This is a genomic window from Chryseobacterium sp. c4a (assembly GCF_009900745.1).
Taxonomy (GTDB): domain Bacteria; phylum Bacteroidota; class Bacteroidia; order Flavobacteriales; family Weeksellaceae; genus Chryseobacterium.
Map to the genome: position 1 here is coordinate 336859 of NZ_WXVU01000002.1, position 19626 is coordinate 356484.

Sequence of the window (19626 nt, forward strand, 5' to 3'; positions counted from 1 at the left end):
ACAAGGTAAAATGACAAAGAAAATAAAAACAGCACTATCAGTTCTGATAGCAGCTTTTCCTGCGCTGTTTTTTTCACAACAGGTAAAACAGATGACCGCAGGTGAGGTGGCCGACTTGGCCATCCAGAATCATCAGCAGTTGAAGGTTTCTGCTCAGAATATTGATATTGCCAAACAAAATATCAATGTTGCCAAGCTTCAGAAACTTCCAACTATCACGGCTTCTACAAGCCAATTCTATTTAGGCGATGCAGTAGTTATTGATAAAGATTTTTCAAATTCTACAAAAGTTCCAATGCCTCATTATGGAAGTTCGTATGCCGTTCAGGCAACACAGTTGATCTTCAAAGGAGGATTGGTAAACAAATCTATTGAGATGGCCGGTCTTCGTGAGCAGCTTTCTGAGCTGGATTTTGAGAAGAACAAACAGGATGTGAGATTTTTAGTAATTTCAAACTATCTGGATGTCTACAAGATCATCAACCAGGAAGAGGTCTTTCAGAACAACAAAAAACTAGCTCAGGAACGTCTTAAAAATATCCAGAAGTTCTATCAGCAGGGTATGGTGACCAGAAATGAGGTCATTCGTGGTGAGCTGGCTCTTAAAAATCTGGATCAAGGAATTTTGACCCTTTCAAACAATAGAAAAATCCTTAATTATAATTTAAATATTGCATTAGGTCTATCATCTGACACAGAAATCGTTCCTACTGAGAATCTTGAAAATAAAGATGCCGGAATCGGAATGGATTATTATATGAGTCTTGCTCATGATAGCAATCCAATGTTGAAATCAGCACAGAAAAATATTGCAGTTGCCGATAAAAATATTGAAATTATAAAAACCGATAATATGCCTACGCTGGCCGGATTCGGTGGCTATACTTTACAGAGACCAATTACTACGAGAAACCCTGTCTTGGATATGTATTCAGGAGGTTGGCAGACAGGAGTTTCTCTTAGTTACAATATCGATACCCTGTATAAAACAAAAGAAAAAGTAAAATTAGGTGAACTGCAGAAGAACCAGGCCAATGATGCAATGACTTTGGTACAGCAGAATGTAGATATGGGAGTAAATGCTGCATATACCAAATATCAGGAAGCCATTCAGCAGGCAGACATCCTTAATGATTCCAAAAGACTGGCAGAGGAAAACTATAAAATTACCGAAGCTAAATATCTGAATCAACTGGCTGTGCAGGCTGAAATGATTGATGCACAAAACCAGAAACTACAATCAGAGCTGGATTATGCCAATGCAGAGATCAATGTTTTGTATCAATATTATAACCTTTTGAAATCTACAGGAACTCTTTAATTTTTAAACTGAAATCAACACAATGGAAAACAAGGAACAAACTACTCAAAATACAACACCAACTCCAGCAAGACCAAGCGGAGAAGGCAAAAAAAAGCAGAACAAGAAAAATAAAATCAGAGCGATCATTTCCAATATTATCGTTTTTCTGGTAATCGGTTTTGGATTATTCTGGTTAATTCGTGAATACTTTCATATTGGAAATAAAACCTATACAGAAGCAGCTCAGGTAGAAGAATTCATCAACCCAATCAATACCAGAGTTTCTGCTTATATCAAAGAAATTAAATTTATTGAGCACCAAAGAGTAAAAAAAGGAGATACGTTGGTTATTTTGGATGAACGTGAGATCCTTACTCAATTAGGACAAGCTGAAGCAGCTTACCAAAATGCAATGGCTCAAAAAACAGCAACAAGCTCTTCGGTAAATACAGTTTCCAATAATGTAAATGTAATGGAATCCAATATTGCAGGAGCAAAAGCAAGACTTTGGAATGCTGAACAAAACCTAAACAGATACAAAAATCTTCTATCTGCGGAAGCTGTGACAAGACAGCAATATGATCAGGTGAAAACAGAATATGACGCTCAAAAGGCTGCTTATGAAACTTTAGTCAATCAAAAGCAATCAGCAAACCTTTCTACAACAGAAGTGAAAAGCAAACTAGGAATCAATGATGCAGAGATTAAAAGAACAAAATCTGCGTTGGATATGGCTAGAATTAATCTTTCTTATACTGTTATCACTGCTCCTTATGATGGAGTGATGGGGAGAAGAACGATTTCTGAAGGACAATTAATTCAACCTGGTCAGCAAGTGGCAACGATCGTGTTAAACGGTCAGAAATGGGTAACAGCTAACTTCCTTGAAAGTCAGATGCCTAATGTTAAAGTAGGGGAGAAGATGATAATGACGGCTGATGCTTTAGGCGGACAGAAGTTTGAAGGAGTAGTAACTGCTGTTTCTGCAGCGACCGGATCAAGATACTCAAATGTACCAACAGATAACTCTACAGGAAACTTCATCAAGGTACAACAGAGAATTCCTGTAAGAATAGAGTTTACTGCTTCTAATAAAAAAGAAGATCTTGAGAAGCTGAGTGCAGGGATGAATATGAATGTGAATATTAATAAAGACTAAAAGATATCAGAGGTCAGATTTCAGACTTGATATGGTGAATAAAGATTGAAGGCTGAATTGGTAAAGTCTGCTATCTGATATCTGTACTCTAGTATCTAAAATATGTACAACAAAGGATTATATAGCGATTGGGTACCGAAACCCGTACAGCTCCTGCTGATTGTATTGCTGCTTGCCGTAGTGATGCCGATAGGTGGGGTGTATACAGGGAACATAAGTTCTCTGGTAAGTGGTACCGGATCTATGACAGAATATTTTATGTGGGCGAATTATGCGACCACGATAGGAATGGGAGCCTGTATGCCTGTTGTCCTCAGAATTAAAATGAGGTTCAAGGTAAGAGATAAAATGGTACTGCTGTTGATTCTTTTGGGATTGCTAAGCTATATCAATGCGACTACTTTACAACCCATGATTTTTGTTTTTTCCGCTTTATTGATCGGATTTATGAAGATGATGGTTACCATAGAACTCTTCCTGCCATTAATGGTAATGATTGGAAATCGTGGAATGTTTTATGGCGTATTCTATACATTTGTCCTGATGATGAATCAGATAGCGGTTTATTATTCAGCGGAATTTGCACTTCTTTATAACTGGCAGCATTTTTATGTTTTTACAGCAGTTCTGTGCTTTACATTGGCATTGATACACTGGATTTTTATGCATGATAAATACTTTGCGCTGAAAGTTCCATTGCATTATATCGACTGGCTGAGTATCCTGCTGTTTATTTCAACCTTTATGTTTTCGGCTTATGTATATGCCTTTGGAAGACAACAGGATTGGTGGAATTCACAAAATATAATTAATGCAAGTATTGCTGCTTTTGTAAGTTTTGCATTGCTTTCAATTCGCCAACTAACCTTAAAGAGACCTTATCTTTCATTTAAAATTTTCACCAAAAATAATGTACAGCATGGCCTGTTTATGTTATTCTGGTTAGGAATGTTCTTAGGAACTGCTTCACTTCAGAATACTTTTGCTGTAGGAGTTTTAGGCTATGACCAATTGACGAATGCAAAGCTAAGTATGTTAATGATTCCCGGAATTATTGTAGCCGGAATCATCGCAGTCTTTTGGTTTAAAAAAGAAAAACCATTAAAAATGTATATTTTTTCAGGATTTTCAGCGATGATGGGCTATGCTATTATTATGTACTTTTCGATGGTACTGGAATTCAGTTATGATAACTGGTATTTACCTATGTTCCTGAAAGGGTACGGAATGTGTTCATTATTTATTTCTGTATGGTTTTATACACTGGATAAACTTGAAATGGATGAAATGCTTGCTGCCATTGGTTTGGTCTTGGTTTGGAGAACCTTTCTTGCGGTAGGTATTTTCTCAACCTTATACGCATGGTTCCAATATCGTTTTCAGGTTACAGCAATAGGAGATCTGGCTGTTTATATGGATGGAATGACTATAAGTCCGCAGAATGTAATGGCCAATATGAAAACCATTCAATTGAATGCTATTATTATAGCGACCAAAAAGATATTCGGATATATTATTTTGGTTGGTTCCGGAGTTCTATTGTATGTGGCAACGCACCATTTTGGGGCAAAACGATTCCAGTATTTCAGATTTGTCAGAGTACTTGGAGGTAAATCTGTTATTGCAAGAAGAAGACTTCGTGAACGCAAAAGATTATTAGAAGAAATAAAAGACGCAGCTGGGCCTGCGATGTAAAAGATACCTTGTTTTTCACAGTAAGATCCTGGTCCTTAGGTGGGCTGGGATCTTATGATTTTTAGGAGGGAAGCGGGAGGCTGGAAGAGGGGAGTTATGATAGACGGTTAACGATTATATCTCAATTTTTATAGATGGATGATTTCATATTGAATTTAAGTTTATAAGGAGGAAGCGGGAGGCTGGAAGAGGGGAGTTATGATAGACGGTTAACGATTATATTTCATTTTTTATGGATGATGATTTCATATTGAATTTAAGTTTATAAGGAGGAAGCTGGAGGCTGGAAGAGGGAAGTTCTGATAGACATTTAGCGGCTATATCTCAATTTTTATAGATGGATCATTTCATATAGAGGCTAAGTTTTATAAGGAGGGAAGCAGGAGGTTATGACAGACGGTTAACTGCTATTGCTCAACGTAAGAGAATTCCCACAAAGAAGTTTTGATAACTTTTAGTTGTACTCAGGTCATAGATAACTTCCTGCTCCCAGCCTCCATCTTCCAGCCTTTACACCAAAAAAAGTGAAAAATTTCACCTTTTATTATTTTTATTAGTTCTAAATAAGATTTATCTTTGCCGGATTATAAAACTTTGATTTGAAGGAATGAAAAAGCAGTATGCATTCATAGGTCTATTAGCATCGGGATTACTATTTTCCCAGACAGTTAAAGATTCTGTAACCTCTAAAGGTATAGAAGATGTTGTTATCGTAGCATCAAGGAAACCAACCAAAATATCTGAAATTCCCGGTACCGTTTGGGTAGTTCAGAAAGAAAAAATTCAGGAGCAGGCCAAAAGTGGAGTTCCTATTAAGGAAATGTTATCCATTTTAATTCCAAGTATGGATATTGGCCCACAAGGGAGAACAAACTATGGCCAGAACATGAGGGGACGTTCTGCCTTGGTGATGATAGACGGAGTTTCTTTAAATAGTATCCGTGCGATCAGCCGTCAGCTGGATGCTATTGATCCATTTAATATTGAAAGAATTGAAGTGCTTTCCGGAGCAAGCTCAATTTATGGAGGAAATGCTACCGGTGGGATCATTAATATCATTACCAAAACACCTTCCAAAAAAGGAATCAGCGGAGAAACTGAATTGGGAATACGTACAGGATTTATGGGTAAAGATGACCATGATTTCCGTGCGGCTCAAGCTATTTCAGCCAAAGGAGAGAAGTTCTTCGGGAGATTGGGAGTTGCTTATCAGCAAAATGGCGGAGTATATGGAGCCAATCAGAAACAGCTGTTTACAGATATTACCCAAACCGATCTTCAGTACAACCAATCTATTGACATCCTTGCAACCGGAGGATATCAGTTTAATAATAAGCATAAAATAACTGCTTCCCTTCAATATTATAATTCCAAATTCAATGGAGACAGAAGTTTGTATTTAGGGGAAAACCTAGGCGCTTTTATTAAAAGAGATGGAAGTTTACTGGAAATGAGAGATGGTTTTTCTTCCGATAAAAATGTAGGTACAGAACGTTATATGGGAACAGTAGCTTATACAGGGAATAATATTCTTGGAGGACAGGATCTGTATGTTCAGTTTGCTACCCGTGCTGAAAAACTTGGATTCTATCCGTTTCCGGGAAATTTAAAACTACAAACAAAAACAATTCCTTATATGTCTTCTTCACAACAGGATACCTATTACTCAGGATTAAAGGCTTTGTTGTCTAAATCATGGAGAGGACTCAATGTAACCTATGGAGTAGATGTAGATTTTGAAAAATTTGAAGGAACACAATCCATTTATGATGTTGCTAAAACAATGTCAAGCGGAGGACTTATTAATGAAACGATGTTTACTCTGGGCAGATATCCTACCAACCGTTCACAAAGTTACGCAGGATATGTTCAGGCAAAATATAATATTATTCCAAAATTACAGATTAACGGAGGCGTTCGTTATCAGAATATTAAAGTAAAAGTAGATGATTTTGTTGGGTCAGAACAGCAGACTCAGATTACAGCAGGATATGGACAGTCAGCGTCTGCCATTCCTGGTGGGGAAAGCTCATATAATGTAACATTGGCGAATGCAGGGCTGCTATACAAGTTTAATGAACATCATCAGGTTTGGGGACATTCTCACAAGGAGTAAGTTTGGCAGATCCGGCAAAATATTATGGAATAGGAACCTATAAACTGAACGGAACCCATTGGGATGTAGTTTCCAGTATCAATGTCAAAGAACAGCCTTTACAGGCCATCAAAACCAATCAGTTTGAAGTAGGATACCGTATCAATAAAGGCGGTTTGAGAGCACAGGTTGCCGGATTCTTAAGCAATTCAGACAAAACTGTAGCGGTAGATAAAAAAACATTCCAGATTCTTGTTAATGACCTGAAATTAAGAAATATGGGAATCGAAGCTGAGATTTCTTATTCCATGAACAACGGAGTGTATTTCGGAGCAAGCGGATTATTGATTAAATCTGAGGTTGACAATAAAGGAGAATGGCAGAAACAGGAAATTTACAATGCTTCACCATCGAAATTGGTGACGTATATTGGATATAATATAAAAAACTGGTCATTCAGATTCCAGTCTTTACAGAATTTCAAGCAGAAAGATGAACTTAAAAATGTAGTGGAAGGGTACAATACCTCAGACCTTATGATAGGATATAGATTCCAGTTTGGAAAATTCAATCTTGGAATTCAGAACCTGTTCAATACAGATTATCAAACCATCTGGAGCAAGCGTTCGCAAGTGCTATATTCAAGCTATGGAATACCAGATCTATTCAATTATAAAGGAAGAGGCAGAACATTTAACCTGTCTTATACCTTTGAATTTTAAAAAAATAAGATTAGGGTAATAATGCTTTAATCTGAATTAAATACTTTCTACAAATCCGGTTTCTGATATTGATCGGAAGCTGGATTTTAATTTTAAAAACATTTCAGTTATGGCTCAAATTTCAACAGGGCAGTTCATTGCCGAAGTAACCAGAAAAGAATACATTACCGATCATTTTATCAGAGTGTATCTGTATTCTCCTGAAGTTCATTTGTTTAAAAATACGACAATAGGAGATAATAATAAAATTGCTATTCCTCCGGTTGGGGTAGACGAAGTTTATTTTCCGACAATAGAAAATGATGAATGGGTGTATCCGCCCAAAGAAGTGGCTCCGTCTATCAGAACGTATACCCATAGAGGAATTGATTTGGAAAAGAATGAAGTGTTCATTGATTTTGCAGATCACGGAGATGGTGGGCCAGCTTCGAAATGGGCAAGAGAAGCAGAAGCTGGGAAAAAACTTGGAGTAATGATGCGCCTGGATGGAAAAGAGTTATATCCTGAAGCAGAATGGTATTTATTAGCGGGTGATGCTACTGCAATTCCTGTTTTGAGCGCCATTTTAGAAACCCTTCCGGAAACAGCAAAAGGAATCTGTATTATCGAAGTTCATGGAAAAGAAGATGAGCAGATCCTGGAAACCAAAGCGGATATTGAGTTTAAATGGCTTCACAATTCTCAGCCTCAAATCAGCAGTGAAATTGCAGAGATGATAAAGAGTATTGATATTCCTGAAATTTCAAAATTCGGATATGTAGCATGTGAATTTTCCAGCGTTAAAGAAATCCGTACTTACCTTCGAAAAGAAAAAAACTGGACATCCAAAGAACTTTATGCATTTTCTTATTGGAAAGCAGGTAAAGCAGAAAACGAGTCACAGGCAGACCGACACGAAGAAAAAGATTCAATAGCATAGCATAACCTCAGTTGAGATAAAAGAACTATTTAATATTTTTAACACTGAGAACGCAACGGTTTTTATCAAACTTGAAAATAATTTTGTTCACAGAGGCATTTCATTCAGCGAGGACATTTACTGTTTCATTGCTGAGTGAAACGTCTTTTGCGATCTTATAAAAAGTATGAACATCCTAAAAACCTTGCGATCTATTGCGTTATCATATTGCATATAATGAAGATCTCAGCAAAGTTAATGTAATAACAAACCTCGTAACTCGTAACCCGTAACTCGAACCCAATAACTCAAAACTCGCCATTCCAACTTTGAACTTTACCGCTTGAAGCCGTATCTTTGCCACTATGAAAGATTTAATGGGCCAAGCCATCTGGGATTTTTATCATGACGAGAATCCTGAAGATCTGCAGACTGAAACTTCAATTTCTGAATTGGATGAACTTCCTGTAGACTATTTGTTCAGAGATTTTGAAGAAATGAATGACATTGAGCAAAAAGCATTGCAGCTCTCCAAAGGGAAAACTTTGGATATTGGTGCAGGAGCTGGTTCACATGCTTTGTATCTTCAGAATGAAATGAAACTTGATGTAACGGCATTGGATATTTCTCCAAAATCCATTGAAGTTTGTCAATTGAGAGGTGTAAAGAAGGCGGTTTGTACAAATATTCTTGATTTTTCGGGAGAAATGTTTGATACTATTTTGCTATTAATGAATGGTACCGGAATTTTTGAAGGATTATCTAAAATTGATACTTACCTTCAAAAATTAAGAACATTACTGAATGAAGACGGGCAGATCTTGATTGATAGTACAGATATTCTCTATATGTTTGACCGCGATAAAGATGGTGGAGTATATATTCCTGCCGGCGGATATTACGGAGAACTAGAATATATTGTTCATTATAAAGGAGAATCTGAAAAACCGATCACATGGCTCTATTTAGACTTCAATACATTGAAAAATGCTGCTGAGAACAATGGATTTAAGATAGAAAAGGTTTTGAAGGATGAAGATTCTTACTTAGCAAAACTGACTAAAAAATAAAATATATTTAACGATATTCAATGGAAACGGGCTTTAGCCCGTTTTATTTTTTTAGATTCCTTCCATTGGCTTTAGCCAAAACTTATTTTAAAATGATCTGAGAAATCTGAGAGAAATAAAACTAAATCGCATCATTTCAATTCGCATTATCAATACAATCCATGAGCAAGACAAAAGGTTTCAGTTAGTCATTAGATATCTATGGACTAATTTATTATTAGGTTTTGGCTAAAGCCATTGGAACGTTTGTATAAATGAAGAACGGGCTAAACCCGTTCCTATTGAATTTGATATCTGTATATTGGTGATTCCTGTAAATAGAATTATCACATTCCAAAGTTAAGGATCTGCGAAATCTGTGTGATCTGCGAGAAAATATAATCCATAACCACCAAGTATTCTAAAATAAGAAAGGCTGCTTCTTATAGAAACAGCCTTTAATCTTTATAATAAGAGATAATTATCCAATCTCAATACCGTTTTCAACATTGCTGTCGTCAGGTGTTACAAAAGATAATTTACCATCCGGTTTAGTCGTTAATAATAACATTCCCTGAGATTCAATACCTCTGATCTTTCTTGGAGCAAGGTTTAACAAGATCATTACTTGTTTACCTACTACCTCTTCAGGAGTGAAGCTTTCTGCAATTCCCGAAACCACAGTTCTTACGTCTACTCCTGTGTCTACCGTAAGTTTAAGTAATTTATCGGCTTTTTCTACTTTTTCAGCTTCTAAAATGGTAGCTGTTCTAAGATCTATTTTAGTAAAATCATCAAAAGAGATTTCTTCTTTCATTGGATTAGCGTTAGGGTTTGTTTTCTTATTGTTTTGTTTGGTGTCTTCCAGCTTCTGAATCTGAGCTTCGATTACGTTATCTTCAATTTTTGAGAATAGAAGTGAAGCTTCGTTGATTTTGTGACCTGTTTCGATTAAAACAGATTGAGTTTCAACATCACTCCAGTTTTTCTTTTCAACATTGAACATATTCAATAACTTTTCAGAGCTGAAAGGCATGAATGGCTCACATAGCTGAGCTAAAGCAACCGCGATCTGAGCACCTACAAATAAAGATTGAGCTGCTTTTTCCGGGTTATCTTTAATCGTTTTCCAAGGCTCTTCAGTCTGAAGGTATTGGTTCCCGAATCTTGCAAGGTTCATTAATGCAGTTAAAGAGTTTCTAAACTCATAATTGTCAAGGTATCCTGAAATTTCTTTGGCTGCCTTATTGATTTCTTTTAATTCCGGGCTATTAACATCTCCCTGCGGAATAACTCCATCATAATATTTGTGAATAAGGACTGCAACTCTGTTGATAAAGTTTCCGAAGATCCCTACCAACTCAGAATTGTTCTTCGTCTGGAAATCTTTCCATGTAAAGTTATTATCCTTAGTTTCAGGAGCTGAAGAAAGAAGAGCATATCTTAAAACGTCCTGTTGACCTGGGAAATCTTCCACATATTCATGTGCCCAAACTGCCCAGTTTCTAGATGTTGAGATTTTATCATTCTCAAGATTCAGGAATTCAAAAGCAGGTACATTTTTAGGCATGATATAATCTCCATGTGCCTTCATCATCGCTGGGAAGATAATACAGTGGAATACGATATTATCCTTTCCAATGAAGTGTACAAGGTCACTGTTTTCACTTTGCCAGTAATCTTTCCAGTCTTTTCCGTTCTTTTCTGCCCATTCTTTAGTAAATGAAATATACCCGATTGGAGCATCAAACCAAACGTAAAGAACTTTTCCTTCTGCATTTGGAAGTGGAACCGGAACTCCCCAGTTTAGATCTCTGGTCATAGCACGTGGCTTCAAACCATCATTTAACCATGATTTAACCTGGCCGTATACGTTAGGTTTCCAATCATCTTTATGACCTTCAATGATCCATTCGTTTAAGAAATCCTCGTATTCATTAAGAGGCAGATACCAGTTCTTTGTATCTTTAAGAATAGGAACATTTCCGCTAAGCATTGATTTTGGATTGATCAGTTCAGATGGAGAAAGGGTAGAACCACACTTCTCACACTGGTCACCATAAGCATTCTCATTGCCACAATTTGGACAAGTTCCTACAATATAACGGTCTGCAAGGAATTCTCCTGCCTGCTCATCAAAATATTGCTCAGAAACTTCTTCAGTAAATTTTCCTTTTTCATAAAGAACTTTGAAGAAATCCTGGCTGGTTTCATAATGTTTTGGAGACGTTGTTCTAGAATACTCATCAAATGAAATTCCCAGATCAGCAAAAGATTTCTTAATAATCTCGTGATACTTGTCCACAATATCCTGAGGCGTAACGCCCTCTTTTTTAGCTCTTATGGTAATAGGGATTCCGTGCTCATCTGAACCACAGATAAATGCTACATCTTTTCCTAATCTTCTCTGAAATCTTGCGTAAACATCCGCAGGAATATAAACACCTGCCAAATGTCCTATATGAACCGGGCCGTTTGCATAAGGCAAAGCTGCCGTAATCATCTTTCTGTTTGACATTTATAGTAAAGTTTTGACTGCAAAGATAAGGATTATCTCTTGAATACCGCTCTTTGTGGAGTTATTATGATGAATGTTGTCGTTTTTCAAGGTTGAATATGAAATTAAGTTAAACAATTGTTTAACTTTTTGTTAATGTAAAACAATTGTTATGCATTGCATACTATCGTGTAAAATATTGAGGTGTATATTTTTAACTAAAAACGGTTTCGTAATATACATAATTTTATCATAATTTATATTAAAATTATAATAATTCTAATTTTTTTTTAAATTGCAAGACTGGCTAAGGGCCGGATTTAAGACTGAAAAACGAAACTATAAAAATAAAATTGTGAAGAATTTTACAACGGTATTAAAAATAGCGCCTGCTTTTTTACTGGCAAGTACAGTAATGCACGCGCAGACTAAGGATTCTACCACTAAGGAAAAGAAGATTGATGAAGTAGTATTAATTGGGTATGGCGCTAAAAAGAAGTCGGATTTAACAGGTTCTGTAACTGCTGTTTCTGAAAAAGACTTTAATAAAGGAGCAATTGTATCTGCAGATCAATTAATTAACGGTAAAGCACCAGGGGTGAGAATTACCAGTGATGGTGGAGCTCCCGATTCAAAACCCAATATAAGGATTAGAGGAGGTGCGTCTTTAACGGCGAATAACAATCCGCTAATCGTAATTGATGGAGTTCCTTTAGATTCTGGTAATCCTGCGGGGGTTTCCAATCCGCTATCTTTAGTAAATCCAAATGATATTGAATCATTTTCGATCTTAAAAGATGCTTCTGCTACTGCCATTTATGGTTCAAGAGCTTCCAATGGGGTTATTATTATTACCACGAAGAAAGGGTCTTCAGGAAGAATGAGAATCAATTATAGTGGAAATATTTCGATAGGAAAGGTTACCAAAACTATCGACGTGATGGACGGGCCTACTTTTGAGAAATTTATAAATGAATATAATCCAACTTATGCTAGTATGCTAGGGGTTACAGAAAATGGAAAGCAAACCATGTACAATACCAATTGGCAGGATGCGATTTTCAGAACTTCTGTTTCTACGGATCATAATCTAAGTATAAGATCTAATTTGTTTAAATCAATTCCTGCAAGATTTTCATTTGGATATAATAATACACAAGGGATTGTAAAGACAAATGATTATGATCGATACACAGCGTCAATGAAGCTGACTCCAACTTTATTTGATAATCATTTAAAAGTTGATATTAATATAAAGAATATTTTCTCCAACAAAAATACAATCGATGCAGATGGAGCAATTGGATCAGCAATAACAGCAGATCCTACGAAGCCTATATATAATCAGGATGGAAGTTATTATCAGACTTTTAACGGATATGTTATGGCAGGAGCAAGAAATCCTGTTGCGATCTTGATGCAACGTACAAGGCCTGAAAAAGTACAAAAGTTCCTTGGAAATGTTGAATTAGATTATAAAATGCATTTTTTGCCGGATTTAAGGGCTGTTGTTAACTTGGGAGCAGAGTCTTCTTATGCAAAAATTCGTGAAGTGTATGGAGATAATGCTTTACAGTCTTACAGAACTGTTTACCAGAATAATGTTGCTGTAGGTGGAGTTTATAATCCAGGACTGAATTACGGTGAAGAGCAGAATATTTTCAACAAACTATTGGATGCTTATTTGGTGTACAGTAAAAAGTACGATGACAAGTTTATTTCAAAGTTTGATGTTCAGGGAGGATATTCTTATCAAAACTTTGATAATAAAGGGTCGAAACAATTATTTAATATGGATGATCCGTCAGGTGTTCGTCAGGAATCTCCGTATAATAAATATATTAACAATTACAGAAATGTATTAAATATCCAGTCATTCTTTGGAAGAGCAAATATAGATATCCAGAATAAATATTTATTCACATTGAGTTATCGTGCTGATGGCTCCTCCCTTTTCCCTTCAAATAAAAGATGGGGGCACTTCCCGGCAGCAGCTTTTGCATGGAAACTGAATGATGAGAAGTGGATGGAAAACTCAGGATTCTCAGAATTGAAATTAAGATTAGGATGGGGGAAAACAGGACAGCAGGACATTACTGGATCTGCAGGATTCTATCCTTATAATCCTTTATATGAAATCGGAGATACCAGATATTTCTATTTCCCAAGAACTATTTTGCCGAATGGAGCTATTATTCCTGAATTATTTACAGCCCTTCCATATAACCCATACTTAACCTGGGAAAAAACAACTACTTATAATGCCGGAGTGGATTTTGGAACTAAAAACCGAAGAATATCCGGATCCATAGAGTATTATTATAGAAAAACAACAGATTTATTGGCCAGAGTACCTTTCCCATCAGGTCAGATGCTTTCAAATGAGTTTATTGATAATGTAGGAAGTCTTACAAATAAAGGTTTTGAAGCCTCTTTTAATGTTAATCCTATAAAAACACAGAATCTAAATTGGGATCTGAACGGAAACATCGCTTATAACATAGGAACAGTAGATGATTTGAAAGGAAGAGACAAAGTAGGGGCTAATGAATCTTCTCTTGCATTTGCAGGAACAGGGGTTCTTTTAGCTTATCATGCCGTGGGGCAACAGCCTTACTCTGCATGGGTATACCAGCAGGCTTACGACAGCAATGGAAGAGTGATTCCTGGTGCTTTTGTAGATAAAAATGGAGATGGGATCATCAACGATGCAGACAAATCTTTTGTGCCTCTGAGACCTAAATGGACGTTTGGATTCGGAACATCTTTAAATTATAAAAATTTTGATTTATCAGCTAGTTTTAGAGGGCAGATAGGAGGAAAGGTTTATTATGCTGCGAGAGTAAACAGAGGATATACAGAAGCTTCTAACCCAGTAAACAGTAATAGTTTGTTCAATGTTCTTAATTTTTATGATGGAGCAGCAGATCCGAGATTCAAAACAAAAGGAGATGCAGAAGGGTTATCCGATTACAACTTGCATGATGCAACTTTCTTACGTTGTGAGAACATTACATTAGGATATAAGTTTGATAAGTTGTTTAAAGGTACAAGTCTAAGAGTTTATGGTGCTGTTAATAACGCATTTGTTATTACAAATAAATATGTGGGTCAGGATCCTGAGAACTTCAACGCGATAGATGCCAACTTCTATCCTAGACCTAGAATATACACTTTTGGAGTAAATCTTGATTTTTAAAATTTGACACACATGAAACTTAATAAATTTAAAATAATACTATTATCATTCGCTTTAGTTTCTACAACTTCATGTCTGAATGAATTGAATACAGAGCCTGAATACCTTTTAACTTTAGAGCAGCTCCTTGAATCACAGCCTAACGCTGCCAATGGTCTTTTAGCAAAAGTGTATGCGTCACTATCAATGTCAAGTGCAAAAGGGCCCGGTGAAGCAGATATTACAGGAGATGACAAAGGAGAAACTGTTTTTCTGAGAGGGATTATTAATCTTGAAGACTTTACTGCTGATGGAATGAAGAACAGATGGGGTGATAACGGGCTGGATCAGTTAACAACTACCACGAAATGGACTTCTGATAATAAGTTTTTCAGATATCTTTTTGATAGAGTATACTATACTGTGCCTCAAGCAAATGCATTAATTGATGCTTTTGGGAAAGCTAATATTAGTAATAAAGAACAATACATTGGTGAACTAAGATTTATCAGAGCTTTTGCATATTTTTATATGATTGATTGTTTTGGAAAAGGGGTAATTGTTACAGAAAAAGACCTTGCCAATCCAACGCCTAAAGAACAGGCATCAAGAATAGAACTATTCAAGTATGTAGAAAGTGAATTGTTGGCTATAGAACCTACTATCGCCAGTAAAACAGAATATGGTCATGTAAACAAAGCAACAGTACAGATGCTGTTATCCAGACTGTATCTTAATGCTCAGGTATATACGGGTACAGCAAGATGGAATGATGCTGCTACATATGCCAAAAAAGTAATTGATGAAGGAGGGTATACTTTAGATACCAATTTTGTAAGAATGTTTTCCGCAGACAATAATACTTCTCCTGAGATTATTTTCCCATTAATTGCCGACCCGATCGGGACACAAAGTTATGGTAACTCTACTTATATCATCAATGGAAGTACCGGAGGATCTCCTTCTACTTTAAATCCTGCTCTTCTTGGTATTAAAGGAGATGGATGGGGAGGTCATAGAGCTTCAAAAGCTTGGTATGGCCTTTTTGGAAACAGTCTTACTGATTACAACGGTGGTAGTGCTAATGCTGTAGCTACTACTCTAGATCAAAGAGGAAAATTATTCTGGCAGACAGGTCATGAATATGAAATGACGGATTACAAAACATGGACAGATGGTTATCCTTCAACAAAGTTCAGAAATTTAAGAACATCAGGGCCGTCAGAAACAACTGATTTCTCAGGAGCAGATTTTCCTGTATTCAGATTGTCAGAAGCATATCTTACCTATGCAGAATGTGCAATCAGAGGAGCTTCTACAGCAAACTTAGGACAGGCTTTAACTTATATGAATGAGCTGAGAGGGAAAAGAACAGCTTCTGCAATCAACGCAGGTAATCTTACCTTGGATTTCATTTTAGCGGAAAGAGCAAGAGAATTCAACTTGGAAGGACAGAGAAGAACTGATTTAATTAGATTTGATAAGTTTACAGGAGGTTCATACCTATGGCCTTGGAAAGGAGGGGTGAAAGATGGAACTGCAATTTCGTCTAATTATAATGTGTTTCCTATTCCGAATACAGCCTTGTCTTCTAATCCAAATTTAACACAAAATCCTGGGTATTAATTTTTAAAACTGAAACTGAAAATGAAACATTTTTTTAAAATATTCACAATAGCCGTTCTTGGGATTTTGGTTGCTTCGTGTAAAGATGAAGATCAGGCAATGCTTAATGAAACGGCTCAGAGTAAAATTTCATCAGATAAAACGACCATAGTTTTAGATAAAACTCATTTAGATGATACAGCAGTTAATTTTACATGGGCAAAATCAACTTTCGATTTGGCTGTAGTTTCTGCTCCAAAAATTGAAATAGGACTTAAAGGAAATAATTTTAAAGACGGTAAGTCTTTAGATGTTGTAACGTCTCCTTATTCAATGACCAATAAACAATTAAACACATTGTTATTGAGTTTAGGAGCTGCTCCTAATGAAGTTAACCAGATAGAAGTAAGGGTAAGGACAGTGGTAGGAACAGCATCATTTTATTCGAATGTAATTACATTAGCTGTAACACCTTATATTTTAGGACCTATATATAATTATACAGATCTTTATCTTATTGGTGATGCTACTGCTGCAGTTTGGGATAATTCAGCAACCAATGCAAAATTATATCCTTTACAAAAAACGGCTACCGCTGGAGTGTACTCTTATACAGGATATTTTGCAGCAGGAGGATTTAAACTTATTCAAACGCCAGGATCCTGGGATACTCAATATGGATTAGGGGCATCTGCCGGAGCACTGCTTGCAGGAGGAGGTTCTTCAAATATTCCAGTAGCTACAGCAGGATATTATAAATTGACCATTGATACTAATGCATTAAGCTATACATTAATCGCTATACCTGCTCCAACTAAAGTGTATACTACTATTTCTATGATTGGATCAGCTTCAGGAGATTGGAGTACTGATGTAGATATGGAAAAATCAACTTTTGATCCTCATATCTGGGTGAAGAAAAAAGTAAGCTTAAGTTCAGGAGAATTTAAGTTCAGAGCTGATCATGATTGGGGAACAAATTGGGGAGTTTCTAAAGAGTTTTTTGGAGTAGCAGACCTAGGGGGCGGAAATATTCCTGTAAGTGAAGCTTTCAAATATGATGTGTATTTCAATGATGTCACAGGAGAATATTCAGTGATCCCAGTATTCTAAATTAATAAAAATCAAATTAAAATAAAGCAAAGTGCTGCTTTGGGCAGCACTTTATTTTTTTAAGTTAATAAATAGTCATTATGAAGAAAATTACAGTTGGAGCGCTCTTGCTCTCAATGATGTTTGTAGGTGTGAAAGCACAATCTTTAAAATCACCGGACGGTAAATTTGAAATGAATTTCCAATTGAAAGATGGAGTTCCTTTCTATAACCTGAAATACAATGGTGCGGTAGTAGTAGAAGATTCTAAATTGGGATTGAGATTATTTAAAGACACAGCCATTAAATTTGCTTCTGAAATTGCCAAACCAGAAGACGCAAAGTACGACCTTAATAACGGTTTTGCGAAGGTAGATGAAAAAAGAGACTCCAAAAATGAAACCTGGCAGCCGGTTCTTGGAGAAAAGAAAAATTATATCAATAACTACAATGAATTAGCGGTAACGCTAAATCAGGCTTCTACAGATAGAAGTATTGTTGTGAAATTCAGATTATTCAACGATGGACTTGGATTCAGATATGAATTCCCACAACAAAAAAATCTTAATTATTTCGTTATTAGAGAAGAAGACTCTGAAATCGATTTTCCTACAGATATGAAAGCTTGGTGGATCGTAGCAGATTACGACTCTCAGGAATATCAGTATCAGGAAACAAAAGTTTCTGAAATTCCGGCAAAATGGGATAAAGCATATGACGCTAATGCTTCACAAAGTTTAGTAAAAAATGCAGTTCAGTCTCCATTAATGCTTAAAAAAGAAGGAAAATCACCTTTATACATCAATGTTGCTGAAGCAGCAGTATTGGATTATCCGGCTTCACATCTGGAAGTAGATGCACAGAACTTTAAGTTCAAAACACATTTAACGGCTGATAGACAAGGAGCAAAAGGATATATCCAAACTCCGTCAGTAACGCCTTGGAGAACAATTATCGTAGCTCCAAAAGCTGAAGAGGTAATGGATTCTAAAATGATCTTTAACCTGAATGAGCCTACGAAATATACAGATACTTCTTACATTCACCCTACAAAATACATGGGAGTTTGGTGGGAAATGATCATTGGAAAATCTCAATGGGCGTATTCTACAGCTGAAAATGTACACTTAGGTAAAACTGATTTTACAAAATTGACTCCAAACGGAAAACATGCTGCAAACAATACAAAAGTTAAAGAATATATCGACTTTGCTGCTGAAAACGGATTCCAGGGATTATTGATCGAAGGTTGGAACATCGGTTGGGAAGACTGGTTCGGTCACTCTAAAGAATTTGTTTTTGATTTCGTAACTCCTTACCCGGATTTTGATATCAAAATGTTGAATGACTATGCTCATTCAAAAGGAATTAAACTAATTATGCACCATGAAACTTCAGGTTCTGCAACGAATTATGAAAGATGGGCAGATAAAGCATTCCAAACGATGAACAAATATGGGTATGATGCTGTAAAAACAGGATATGTAGGAGATATTATCCCAAGAGGGGAACACCACTATTCCCAATGGACGATCAACCATTATTATAGAATTGCTGAAAAAGCAAACGACTATAAAATCATGGTAAATTCTCACGAATCTGTACGTCCTACAGGAGAAAGCCGTACCTACCCAAATTATATTTCTGCAGAAGCAGCTCGTGGAACAGAGTATGAAGCATTTGGAGGAAACAAGCCTGATCACCAAACAGTACTTCCATTTACAAGATGGATGGGAGGTTCTATGGATTACACGCCGGGAATTTTCCAAACGAAGTTAGATTATTATTTCCCTGGAGATCAGCGTTTCGTGAAAACGACATTAGCTAAGCAGCTTGCCTTGTATGTAACGATGTATATGCCGCTTCAAATGGCTGCCGACCTTCCTGAAAACTATAAAAAGCATATGGATGCATTCCAGTTTATCAAGGACGTAGCCGCAGATTGGGATGATACGAAAATCTTATCTGCAGAACCGGGAGATTATGTAATCACTGCCAGAAAAGCAAAAGGTACAGAAAACTGGTTTGTAGGAGGTATTACCGATGAAAACAAACGTGAGTACACTGTAGACTTCTCATTCCTGGATAAAGGGAAAAAATATGAAGCAACAATCTATGAAGATGGAAAAGATGCTGATTATATAGATAATCCTCAAAGCTATAATATCTACAAGAAAGAGATTACAAGCAAATCGAAAATTAATTTTAAAATGGTACGAAGCGGTGGTTTTGCCATCTCAATCAAACCGGTAAAATAAAAATTTCTTAATTTTATAATCCTTAAAGGTCTTGCCTTTAAGGATTTTTTTATTGGTAAAAGACTCTATTTTTAA

Annotated in this window: 12 protein-coding genes; 11 read left to right on the plus strand and 1 reads right to left on the minus strand. The window is 36.3% G+C overall.

The features are described 5' to 3' along the window. The first annotated feature begins 10 nt into the window (after positions 1 to 10). The 7 genes from GTR01_RS05860 (at position 11) to GTR01_RS05885 (ending at position 8942) form a co-directional block, all read left to right on the plus strand. Positions 11 to 1321 carry a TolC family protein gene (locus GTR01_RS05860; protein WP_160136923.1) on the plus strand — a complete coding sequence of 437 codons (1311 nt, stop codon included), beginning with the start codon at positions 11 to 13 and terminating at the stop codon, positions 1319 to 1321. Between the two features lie 22 nt (positions 1322 to 1343). After that, a complete protein-coding gene (locus GTR01_RS05865) occupies positions 1344 to 2462 on the plus strand; it encodes an HlyD family secretion protein (RefSeq protein ID WP_160136924.1) in 1119 nt (372 codons plus the stop codon). Between the two features lie 102 nt (positions 2463 to 2564). Then, positions 2565 to 4157 carry an MFS transporter gene (locus GTR01_RS05870; protein WP_160136925.1) on the plus strand — a complete coding sequence of 531 codons (1593 nt, stop codon included), beginning with the start codon at positions 2565 to 2567 and terminating at the stop codon, positions 4155 to 4157. A 607-nt stretch (positions 4158 to 4764) separates the two neighbouring features. Next, complete coding sequence (locus GTR01_RS05875) at positions 4765 to 6273, plus strand: TonB-dependent receptor (RefSeq protein ID WP_317167582.1); 1509 nt, start codon at positions 4765 to 4767, stop codon at positions 6271 to 6273. Then, positions 6249 to 6974: a TonB-dependent receptor domain-containing protein gene (locus GTR01_RS24820; RefSeq protein ID WP_317167583.1), complete on the plus strand. Its 726-nt coding sequence runs from the start codon at positions 6249 to 6251 to the stop codon at positions 6972 to 6974. Before GTR01_RS05875 ends, GTR01_RS24820 begins: the two co-directional genes overlap by 25 nt. 109 nt (positions 6975 to 7083) lie before the next feature. Then, positions 7084 to 7893: a siderophore-interacting protein gene (locus tag GTR01_RS05880; protein WP_160136926.1), complete on the plus strand. Its 810-nt coding sequence runs from the start codon at positions 7084 to 7086 to the stop codon at positions 7891 to 7893. A gap of 344 nt (positions 7894 to 8237) precedes the next feature. Beyond that, positions 8238 to 8942, plus strand: a complete 705-nt coding sequence (locus tag GTR01_RS05885; protein WP_160136927.1) for a class I SAM-dependent methyltransferase — start codon at positions 8238 to 8240, stop codon at positions 8940 to 8942. Positions 8943 to 9402: 460 nt separating this feature from the next. Here GTR01_RS05885 and metG read toward each other — a convergent pair whose 3' ends face one another. Next, positions 9403 to 11439 carry a methionine--tRNA ligase gene (gene metG / locus GTR01_RS05890; RefSeq protein WP_160136928.1) on the minus strand — a complete coding sequence of 679 codons (2037 nt, stop codon included), beginning with the start codon at positions 11437 to 11439 and terminating at the stop codon, positions 9403 to 9405. A 334-nt stretch (positions 11440 to 11773) separates the two neighbouring features. Here metG and GTR01_RS05895 point away from each other — a divergent pair, with 334 nt between their 5' ends. The 4 genes from GTR01_RS05895 to GTR01_RS05910 all read left to right on the plus strand — a co-directional run bounded on the left by GTR01_RS05895 (position 11774) and on the right by GTR01_RS05910 (position 19551). Beyond that, entirely contained in the window at positions 11774 to 14617 is a 2844-nt protein-coding gene (locus tag GTR01_RS05895; RefSeq protein ID WP_160136929.1) for a SusC/RagA family TonB-linked outer membrane protein, read from the plus strand. 12 nt (positions 14618 to 14629) lie between these two features. After that, positions 14630 to 16222, plus strand: coding sequence for a RagB/SusD family nutrient uptake outer membrane protein (locus tag GTR01_RS05900; RefSeq protein ID WP_160136930.1), 1593 nt, complete (start codon positions 14630 to 14632; stop codon positions 16220 to 16222). 21 nt (positions 16223 to 16243) lie between these two features. Then, complete coding sequence (locus GTR01_RS05905) at positions 16244 to 17314, plus strand: SusF/SusE family outer membrane protein (RefSeq protein ID WP_160136931.1); 1071 nt, start codon at positions 16244 to 16246, stop codon at positions 17312 to 17314. Positions 17315 to 17394: 80 nt separating this feature from the next. Continuing rightward, positions 17395 to 19551, plus strand: a complete 2157-nt coding sequence (locus GTR01_RS05910; RefSeq protein ID WP_160136932.1) for a glycoside hydrolase family 97 protein — start codon at positions 17395 to 17397, stop codon at positions 19549 to 19551. The last annotated feature ends 75 nt before the right edge of the window (positions 19552 to 19626 follow it).

Bases quoted from the DNA above. Each gene is read 5' to 3' on its own strand.
- GTR01_RS05860 (WP_160136923.1), top strand. From the start codon at position 11: ATGACAAAGAAAATAAAAACAGCACTATCAGTTCTGATAGCAGCTTTT.
- GTR01_RS05865 (WP_160136924.1), top strand. From the start codon at position 1,344: ATGGAAAACAAGGAACAAACTACTCAAAATACAACACCAACTCCAGCA.
- GTR01_RS05870 (WP_160136925.1), top strand. From the start codon at position 2,565: ATGTACAACAAAGGATTATATAGCGATTGGGTACCGAAACCCGTACAG.
- GTR01_RS05875 (WP_317167582.1), top strand. From the start codon at position 4,765: ATGAAAAAGCAGTATGCATTCATAGGTCTATTAGCATCGGGATTACTA.
- GTR01_RS05880 (WP_160136926.1), top strand. From the start codon at position 7,084: ATGGCTCAAATTTCAACAGGGCAGTTCATTGCCGAAGTAACCAGAAAA.
- GTR01_RS05885 (WP_160136927.1), top strand. From the start codon at position 8,238: ATGAAAGATTTAATGGGCCAAGCCATCTGGGATTTTTATCATGACGAG.
- metG (WP_160136928.1), bottom strand. From the start codon at position 11,439: ATGTCAAACAGAAAGATGATTACGGCAGCTTTGCCTTATGCAAACGGC.
- GTR01_RS05900 (WP_160136930.1), top strand. From the start codon at position 14,630: ATGAAACTTAATAAATTTAAAATAATACTATTATCATTCGCTTTAGTT.
- GTR01_RS05905 (WP_160136931.1), top strand. From the start codon at position 16,244: ATGAAACATTTTTTTAAAATATTCACAATAGCCGTTCTTGGGATTTTG.
- GTR01_RS05910 (WP_160136932.1), top strand. From the start codon at position 17,395: ATGAAGAAAATTACAGTTGGAGCGCTCTTGCTCTCAATGATGTTTGTA.